Origin of the sequence: Fulvivirga aurantia, from assembly GCF_009711475.1 — a bacterium.
GTDB lineage: Bacteria > Bacteroidota > Bacteroidia > Cytophagales > Cyclobacteriaceae > Fulvivirga > Fulvivirga aurantia.
This window is the reverse complement of the sequence record NZ_SMMD01000743.1, coordinates 1-7,005: the sequence shown is the minus strand read 5'-3', so window position 1 is coordinate 7,005 and position 7,005 is coordinate 1. Positions and strand designations below refer to the sequence as shown.

The 7,005-nt window shown below is 39.6% G+C and carries 6 protein-coding genes; 1 reads left to right on the top strand and 5 read right to left on the bottom strand.

The features are described from left to right. Positions 1-2 precede the first annotated feature (2 nt). The gene (locus E1176_RS08835; protein WP_155210247.1) at positions 3-2,201 is read right to left on the bottom strand and encodes an ATP-binding protein; all 2,199 of its coding nucleotides are present in this window, start codon (positions 2,199-2,201) and stop codon (positions 3-5) included. Between the two features lie 150 nt (positions 2,202-2,351). Between E1176_RS08835 and E1176_RS08830 the strand changes: the two genes are divergently transcribed. Further along, entirely contained in the window at positions 2,352-2,699 is a 348-nt protein-coding gene (locus E1176_RS08830; protein ID WP_155210246.1) for a YraN family protein, read from the top strand. On the opposite strand, the gene E1176_RS08825 is transcribed toward E1176_RS08830, so the two are convergent. The 4 genes from E1176_RS08825 to E1176_RS08810 all read right to left on the bottom strand — a co-directional run bounded on the left by E1176_RS08825 (position 2,696) and on the right by E1176_RS08810 (position 6,968). Continuing rightward, positions 2,696-3,421 (bottom strand): sensor histidine kinase, encoded by a 726-nt coding sequence (locus tag E1176_RS08825; protein WP_155210245.1) that lies wholly within the window; start codon positions 3,419-3,421, stop codon positions 2,696-2,698. The genes E1176_RS08830 and E1176_RS08825 overlap by 4 nt on opposite strands. 225 nt (positions 3,422-3,646) lie before the next feature. Next, positions 3,647-4,303: a response regulator transcription factor gene (locus tag E1176_RS08820; protein ID WP_155210244.1), complete on the bottom strand. Its 657-nt coding sequence runs from the start codon at positions 4,301-4,303 to the stop codon at positions 3,647-3,649. Further along, positions 4,300-4,662: a response regulator gene (locus E1176_RS08815; protein WP_155210243.1), complete on the bottom strand. Its 363-nt coding sequence runs from the start codon at positions 4,660-4,662 to the stop codon at positions 4,300-4,302. The genes E1176_RS08820 and E1176_RS08815 overlap by 4 nt, the downstream gene beginning before the upstream one ends. Next, positions 4,659-6,968, bottom strand: a complete 2,310-nt coding sequence (locus tag E1176_RS08810) for a hybrid sensor histidine kinase/response regulator (RefSeq protein ID WP_155210242.1) — start codon at positions 6,966-6,968, stop codon at positions 4,659-4,661. Before E1176_RS08810 ends, E1176_RS08815 begins: the two co-directional genes overlap by 4 nt. Positions 6,969-7,005 lie beyond the last annotated feature (37 nt).

Below are 7,005 nucleotides of genomic sequence, written 5' to 3'. Positions count from 1 at the left end.
CTTTACCCGAGGGTAAAATAAAATGTGCTCCCTTTGCTTTCAACAGACTCTGCCCAGACCTCACCCCCATGTTTTAGAATGATTCTCTTTACCGTAGCCAGACCGATACCATTGCCTTTAAAGTCTTCGTTGCTATGCAGTCTCTGAAATGGGCCAAAAAGTTTATCGACATATCTCATGTCAAAACCTGCACCATTATCTGATATATAGTAAATGGTTTTACCATCTTCGGTTTTAGTGCCAAACTCAATGTGTGGGTTTGCAATCTTTGAGCTGTATTTGATCCCGTTTTCTAACAGGTTCTGCAATGCATTTCCTAGAAGATTTATATCTCCATATGCTTTCACTCCTTTTTCGATGTTTATTGTCGTATTACCTTTTTCAAGCAGGTCGAAGGTTTCCTTTACAAGTTGCGACAGGTCGAGTTCTTTTTTGTCTACCGGCTTTCTGGATACCCTAGATAAAGTCAGCAAATCATCGATGAGTGCCCCCATTCTTGATACTCCTTTAAGCACTCGGTCGAGGTAATCCTTGCCGTCTTCGTCTAAAAGGTGCTCATAGTCTTCTTTAATGGCATTCGTGAATCCGTAAATTCCTCTTAGTGGAGACCTCAGGTCATGCGATACAGAATAGCTAAATGACTCCAGTTCTTTATTGATGGAAGCAAGCTTGATGTTGTTTTCACTCAATTCTTTTGTGCGCTCTTCAACCTTAGCCTCTAGCGACTGGTTGATTTCAATCATCATTTCTTCCTGTTTCTTCGCCACCGTTATGTCACGTGCTAAGCCCGAAATACCTATAACACCTTCGTTTTCGTCTAAAATTGGGCTAAGTGAAACTTCTGTGAATGTACCTGCAGATTGGTCTTCTTCTAACCAAATCAATTTTTCCTTTGAGGAGAGCACCTTGTCATACTTTTCTTTCCAATAGGCGTTTAACTCTTCTGGATTACCATCGTCAAGTATCATGTCTCCTATTTGGGGCTTGTCTCTATATTTATTTTCTATGATGCTCTCAAATGCAGTATTAAATACTGTGAGCTCATACTTATTATTGATAGACCATATGGGGCTTTCTGTGTTTTCAATGATTGCAAAAAGGTTGCTTTCATTTTCTCTGATCAAATGCTGGTCTTTTTCTGACTTATCGATATCCTGAAAAAGGCCTCTTAGTTTTACCGTTTTACCTTCGTGAACGAATGGTATGCCAATGGCATGAACCCATATCTCACGTTTTGATGCAGTGATTAACTTTAACTTTTTGTCCCAGCTTTTGCCTTCGTTTATGGCTGTTTCTACTGCCTCGGCAATTTCTGACTTGTAGTCGTCATGGTAAAAGTCTATAGCACTTTCAAGGTTAATATCTGAGCCTCTTGGCACTTCATGTATATCATATACCTTGTCAGACCAGTATATATCATCCTTCTCCAGGTCAACTTCCCACACACCAATGTTGGCAGCTTCCTGCACAGCTTTAAATAGGCTATTTAAATACTCTAATTTGTTTTTAGCTTTTATAAGAGAATCTGTTCGCTTTTCTACGACCTCTTCAAGTTCATCATTTAGCTGTTTAAGCTTTTGTTGCGCTAGATTTTTTTCTTCTATTTCTTTGTGAAGTTTTTGATTTAATGCTTGAAGTTCTGCAGTCTTTTCTGCCACTATTTTTTCTAAAGTGGCAGGGCTTTTAAAGTCCATAAGCTTTGGGGTAACTTTTACCAGAGCGAACACAGTACCCCATGAGATTAGAGCGGTACCCATTCTTACCACTGCACTTAGTTTGTAGGCTGGCCACCAAAATATTGCTGCATCAACCAGGTGGGTGATGCCGCAAGCAAGAATAAAGGCGATGAATAAAAATAATATGCTGTGAAACGGAACCTCTTTTCTTCTTTTGTACAAAAAGTACCCTAAGATGAGAGGGATAAGAAAATAAGCAGCCCAGATCATGAGGTCAGAAGAAATGTACATCCAACCATGAAAATCAGTCCAGACGCCACAGTACCACCGGGCAGGCCATAAGCTGGTATCTAATATATTACTAAAAAAACCTGATGAAGTTGCTGATGACTCTAGCACAGGCAGGCTCTCTATTGAGCAGGTAGTAATAGCCGTTTGCTCTACAGGGATTATGGCCAAAGATTCTTCAGCATAAGATGTCACTGTAATTAGGGCTAAAAAAATATAAAGAAAAGCTGCTTTCATCGGGAGTAACTTTTGGTTAATTCAATTTTAGCTATACCAATGGCCAAGTGGAAATTTATTCGGTGAGCGGTATAAGCTGCCCGATGAATGAAACAGATTTTTTATAAATTACCCTGAATTATGTTTAAAATGAGGAAATCGAAGTTTTAGATGAGTACAGCAATTGGTAAGCGAGGTGAGGATCAGGCTTGTGAATTTCTAGAGGGTAAGGGCTACATTATAAGAGGGCGGAATTATCGAGCCGGAAGAAATGAAATAGATATAATAGCCGAAAAAGATGCAGTAATTGTATTTGTAGAAGTAAAGGCAAAATCTAACCTTAGATTTGGCAACCCGGAAGAATCTGTTGATGCAAAAAAAGCAGCAAGGGTAGTAGAAGCAGCTGATCAGTACATTTTTGAAGAGGGTTGGGAAGGCAACATACGTTTTGATGTAGTCGCCATCTCAACTCAAAAGGGACAGGTTAGCATCTTACATTTCGAAGATGCTTTTTACTAGTCAAGGTTGGGGATCGTAACAACAAAGTTTGAGCCCACACCCTTAGAAGACACTACATTGATTGTGCCCGATAGTTTTTTTATAGTTTCCTGAGTCAGGTATAAGCCCATTCCAGAGCCTTTAGAAGCCTCCGATGCGCGGAAAAACATCCTAAATATTTTATCCATATTTTCTTTAGTGATACCTTCACCGTTGTCGCAAACCTCAATCTTTACCTGTTCCTGGTTTACAATCACCTCGATATCTACAAACCGCTCAGCTTTATCAGTATCCTGAAAGAAAATGGCATTTTCGATAATATGCGTTAAGATAAGATCTATACGTACTGTGTCAGATTTGAAAATCTTTGGCTGTCTTACCCGTAGGTTTACCTTTACTTTGTTTTCTTTAATTTTTGATCGATTTCTGGCAAGTATGCCTTGTATAATCGTGTTAAAATCTACATCATTTCTTAGCACTGGCCCACGTGCATTGCCAACATATGACTCCAGAGATTTTAAAAATTTGTCCATGCGCGCTACACTTTCATTGATAAGTGTAAGGCACTCATCTGTAGCTTCTTTTTGCGTAGACATCTCAGCTAATCTGAGCAGGCCTTTAATCGATACCAAAGGTCCTTTTAAGTCGTGTGAGCAGCTGTAGACAAATCTGTCTAATACTTCGTTTATTTCTGAGAGTTCGTTTACCGCGTACTGGGTTTCGCTGTGGGTCGCTTCCATCATTTTTAGTGTTTTTCTACAATTTCAAATATCACAATAGCGTGTTTGAAATTTGTAAGGGGAATTGCTGAATAGCGAAAATCAGTGCTATCACCTAAAAAATGAGGATTTATGAGGCTTCTGAGCCCATATTGAACTCTTATGGCGGCAACGTGAAAGAATACTAATTGCCAGGTGGAAAAGTAGGCTAGGGGTAAACCCTTACATGTAAGGGTAAAAGTTTAAGATTTAGAGCTCGATGATCTCGTTTTTGATGGCATACTTTACCAACTCTGCTGTGTTTTTCAGCCCAAGTTTATCGAGGATGTGCGACTTGTGAGTTTCTACTGTCTTTATGCTTATAAAGAGCGTATCAGCCACTTCCTGGTTGGTTTTACCTGTGGCCACTTCTTTTAGCACTTCCATTTCACGCTTGGTAAGGTCTTTGTTTTTGGCCTTAGATTTTTGTTCACCAGTTTCCTGCTGGTAGTATGAGTCAAATATGATTTTTGTAATTGATTCTGAGAAGAATTTCTCTCCGGCATTTACTTTATTAATGGCATTTACCAGTGTGGTCTTGTCAACATCTTTAGGTAAATAACCTTCTATTCCAGACTTAATGCCTTCGCCTATCAGTCCCTGGTTTACTTCCTGAGAGATGATTATGACTTTAATATTCGCGTTTTGCTCCTTGATCCATCGAGTAGCTTCAATGCCTGTCATGCCACCCATCATGATGTCCATCAAGATGACATCGGGTACTTTTTCTTGTGCCATGTTCACGGCTTCTTCTCCGCTCCCGGCAGAACCTACAACAGTGATGTGCTCAATATTACTTAGCATAGCTGCGAGGCCATCGCGAAGCAGCTGATGATCGTCTACCAACAAGACACGTATTTTGCTCATTTTGATCTTATTTCTTCAATTGCATCTATCAACACAGTAGCTGGGCAGGGTTTTGTAAGATATTTGTCTGCTTTTAAGGCAAACGCCTGATCCTTATCCTCTTTTGCTGCTTGTGCCGAAAGTACAATAATAGGAATTGATCTAAATTTATCAATACTTTTTATTTTTTCAATCAATTTATACCCATTCATCTCGGGCATCACAAGATCGGTGATGATAACATCTGGTTTTTTACTGCTTACCTGGCCAAGGCCATCAAACCCGTTGGTAGCGGTTATTACTTCATACCCTTCCATCAGTAAAATGTCCTTAATTTCATCTAATAAGGACAGTGTGTCATCTATAAGAAGGATTTTCATGCAGTTGTGGGTATGTTAATTCTAAATGTTGTTCCTTTTTCCAACTCACTTTCCATTTTAATTGTACCGTTGTGTATATCAACGGCTTTTTTTACAATGGCGAGACCTAAGCCGGTGCCCTGTATCGCTCCCACATTATTAGTTCTGTGGAAAGCCTCAAAGACTTTATCCTGGTCCTCTTCAGAAATGCCCATTCCCCAATCTTTTACGATGAGATCAAGCTCTCCCTTTTTGTAAATAACATCTAGTAACACTTTGTTATGATTTGGAGAGAATTTGATGGCATTTGATAATAGGTTGATTAGTATATTTCTTAAAAGTTTTTCATCTACCATTATTTCCGACACTTCGGTGGCGATAGATGTCATAATTTTATGAGTGCCTTTTGTGCTGTGCTCAACCTCTTCTACTAATTTCTTAATAAAACTGCTAATATGCACGTTTACCGGGTTCATATTGATTTTCCCGGCCTCACTTTTACCCATTACAAGTACATCATCGAGCAAAGTTGTCATGTGCTTCACCATTTCGTCTATCTTACCGAGTTTCTTTTCACGCTCACCAGCGCTGATCTTATGGTTATAACGGCTAAGAAAATCAGCGGCAAATGAGATAGTAGAAAGTGGCGTTCTGAATTCATGAGAAGCCATACTCACAAATTTAGATTTCATAGCCACGAGTTCTTTTTCTTTAGTAAGCGCCTCATTGAGCTTTTCGGTACGCTCGGCCACTCTTTGCTCCAGTTTATCTCTATATTGAATAAGCTCCGTGATATCCTGGCCAACTCCTAGCACACCAATTACTTTACCTTTTACGTCTCTGCGTGGTGTAGCGTTAAAAAGCATGGTCACCACCTGACCGTTACGTGTGTAAATTGGCAACTCATAGTTAGTTACATTTTTACCTCTAAGAGCACTCTTGAGTAGGTCTGTAACAGCCACTTTATAGCCGTCTAAAATAAATTCGTTGATCAGAATTTTACCAAGTACTTCTTTCTTTTCAAATCCCGTGATTTTTGCACAAACCTGATTCCACTCGTTGATGCGACCGTGCCAATCGATACCGAAAATGGGTGCGTTGGCTGTGTCAATTAGGGTCTTCAGCTCTGTAGCGGCATTGGTGATGCGCTCTTCAGATATTTTTTGTTTTGTAATGTCGGAAAAGGAGAGCACCACGCCTCTTTTGCCATTTGGCTCTTCGTAGGCCACCGAGTTAACAGAAACCCATGTTATGCTTTCATTTAACTTAGATTGTAAACCAATAACAAACTCTGTGCACGACTCACCTGTACGCAATGTTTTGATAGAGGGAAACTTGTATACCGGCAAGATTGTATGATCGGAGGCTAAAATATTATAATCACCTCTGGCCATTGATTTAAAGTCGGTAAAATTAAAACCCAGAGCATCCATAAATCTTGCGGCACTTGGGTTGTAAGTGAGAATATTGCCTTCACTATTAAAAAGGACTACACCTTCGGCAATGTTGTCTATGACACTATAATATCTTTCTTCACTTTCTGCGAGGAGGTTATAGGCAAGCTTTTGCTCAGTAACATCACGAGAGGCACTTACTATTTGCGTAAGAGTACCGTTTTCGTAAATCGGTTGAAGTAAAGTTTCTACATGCGTATAAGTACCATCTTTGCGCCTTAGCCTATAATTGAATTTTAGATAAGAGTCTTCAGCATTATCAAAAGGATTTTCATATGTTTCCGGGTCAAAATCATCTGGATGTATATTGTCAAAATGAAGTTTGCCGATAAGCTCTTCGGGAGTATAACCAAGGATTCTTTCTACGGAAGGACTTACCCAAATATAAGTAGAGTCGGGCTCGTGTATAACTACAAGATCCTGAATGTTGTTGGCTAGCAATTGATACCTTTTTTGGCTCTCCTGCAGCTCTTTTTGTGTTTTTATTTGTTCCTTTCTTCTTTGGTGCTCTTTGAGCTCGCGTTGTAAAGCAGGAAGGAGTCGATGTGTATCGCTTTTAAGAATATAATCATTGGCACCGGATTTCATGGCCTCAACAGCCACCTCTTCTCCAATAGTACCAGATACGATGATAAATGGCAGGCTTTGATCTTTCTTTCTCAATTGCTCAAGTGCGGTAATAGCACTGAAACGAGGAAGTGTATTGTCGCTTATAACAGCGTCCCAATCTTCGCACAAGCAAGTTTCCAGTTCTTCAGGTGTTTCTATACGCTTCGTCTCCACGTCATTCCAGCCCTTCTTTACTTGTCTTACCAGTAACTCGTAATCGTCTACAGAATCTTCAATAACAAGTATGCGTACATTATTTTTCATAATTCCTGAAGGCTTACTTTAAATATGCCTTCTAATG